Here is a 1,979-nt window from a genome sequence, read left to right on the forward strand (position 1 = left end):
TGTCGAAGCCGTCGATGATTTCCTGACGCTTTGCCGGCGTAACGGAACCGTTGATCGGCTCGGTGCACTGGCTGCCGAGCATCGCTGAGATCTTTCTGATTGTGTCGAGGAAATAGGAGAAGACGATGACCTTTCTTCCATCAGCCTTAGCATCGGCAATGATTTCCATCATCCGTCCGGCCTTGCTGGAATATTTGAGGTCGTCAACGCTCCATGAGACACGCCTTGCGCCATTGTAGCTCTTCTTCAGAACCGCCTGCTCGTACGCTTCGCGCTCAACCTTGCCAAGGCGGCACCATTCCCTGCTTTCGACCAGCTCGGGAAGTTCGGTCAAGACGTCCTCGCGTTTCCTTCGATAATATACCGGTGCAATCTTTTCCCGAAACTGCGGCGCAAATGACAAGGCCTTGATCTTTGAAACCTTTCTTGCAATCTTAGGCTGAAGAATGGAGATGAGGCGGATCATCTCGTCAACGTTGTTCTCAATCGGGGTGCCCGTCATGAAGAGCATCCTGTCTGCGTGTTCAGAAAGCTTCTTCACGCTCATGGAACGCCTGGCGGACGGATTCTTTATGTAATGGGCCTCATCGACGACAAGCATGCCGAATCTGAAGTCATCCGGAAGACTGAAGGCCGACGTCGTTTCGTATGTAGTGACGGCAACGCCGCCTTTGTCCAGCCATTCCCTGATTGCCGCCTGCTTTGTCGTGCCGTGGACCTTGATGACGTTGAGGAGACTGAACCTCTCGATTTCCCTGCACCAGTTGATCATGACACTGGCCGGACAGACAACTATGAAGTGGGTGGACCCTGTATTTCTCAGAGAGACCATCGACGCAATCGCCTGAACGGTCTTGCCAAGGCCCATCTCGTCACCGAGAAGAACCCTGCCCTGATGAAGTATGTATTTGACGCCGAGCTCCTGATAGCGGCGCAGTTCACAGCGCAGTCCGTCCGGGAAGAAGTCCTCGTCCTGAATCTTTCCTGCGAGTTCCTTCGGCAGGCCGTACATCGAGTCTCCGTTGCCAAGCAGGCCGGGAAGCAGCTTCTCCACAGTGTTGTTGTACTTGACAGGCTGCTTCTGGAAATCATCCCATGCGTCGCTTTCTGAATAAAACTTCAGATTTCTGCGGCGGTCCGAGAGTTTTCCAAGTTGAAGCCCGTATTCGCCCTGAATGGTTTCGGTAAGTGACTGATATGCGTCCTCTGCCCTCTGCTTCCTCGTCCCGGATGAAAACAGCCAGCGGAAAAGCCCCGTTGCAGGCTTGATGTCGTCCATGTCATGCGAGATGGACTCCCTGTACTTATCGTCAAGGCCCTCACAGTCACTTGCGAGCTTACAGGCCTCATGATATCTGGAAAGAGCGGTCACGATGCGGGTCGCGCTTGCACTTCTGTCATCTGCGTTGAGCTTGAGCCTGACTGATTCCTTCGCCTGACCGTACACATCTTCAGCGCACTTCATGATCTTGTATGCGGTGTCCTCACTGATGCCGCGGACGGCTGACAGGTCAGAATCCCTGGACGTCAGGATGTCTGCATAGTTGTTGTAGCCATGGTCACGAAGAGCCTTGACTCTGATGCCCTTCTTGTCGCGATTGAGTTCCTCGACGGCAATGTCCTCCATCATCGCCATCGCCTCTGAATCCACATACCTGACCGCTGCCTTCCTGACCTCGCTTTCGTATTCCCCGAGTTCGGAAATCTCCCTCTTCCTCTGCTCCGCCTTCCGGTAATCATCAATCAGACGATTGATGTCGGAAAAAGAAAATGATCTTTTCATGCAAAAACCTCTCAATGCAGTTGTTGCTGTTTTGTTAAGTGTAGTACCGGTGAGGTAAAATTGCAATGGTGGAATTGGAGGGTTAAAGAACGGACAACCCGTCCTGCCTTCCAACTCTGGTGCAGCTTGCTGCGCGCTGCATTTCATCTCTGCATTTTCATTGTAACACTTTTCCTGTCCTTTCCGCTGGCAGGCA

General features: G+C 52.8%; 1 protein-coding gene. It reads right to left on the bottom strand.

Features of this window, described 5'->3' with window-relative positions; genetic code table 11:
- Nucleotides 1-1,783, bottom strand: a 1,783-nt coding sequence (locus V7Z60_RS09735) for a DEAD/DEAH box helicase (RefSeq protein ID WP_334117616.1), incomplete at its 3' end; no start/stop codon positions are given.
- Nucleotides 1,784-1,979 lie beyond the last annotated feature (196 nt).

Origin of the sequence: Ligilactobacillus sp., from assembly GCF_036846325.1 — a bacterium.
Classification (GTDB): Bacteria; Bacillota; Bacilli; order Lactobacillales; family Lactobacillaceae; genus Ligilactobacillus.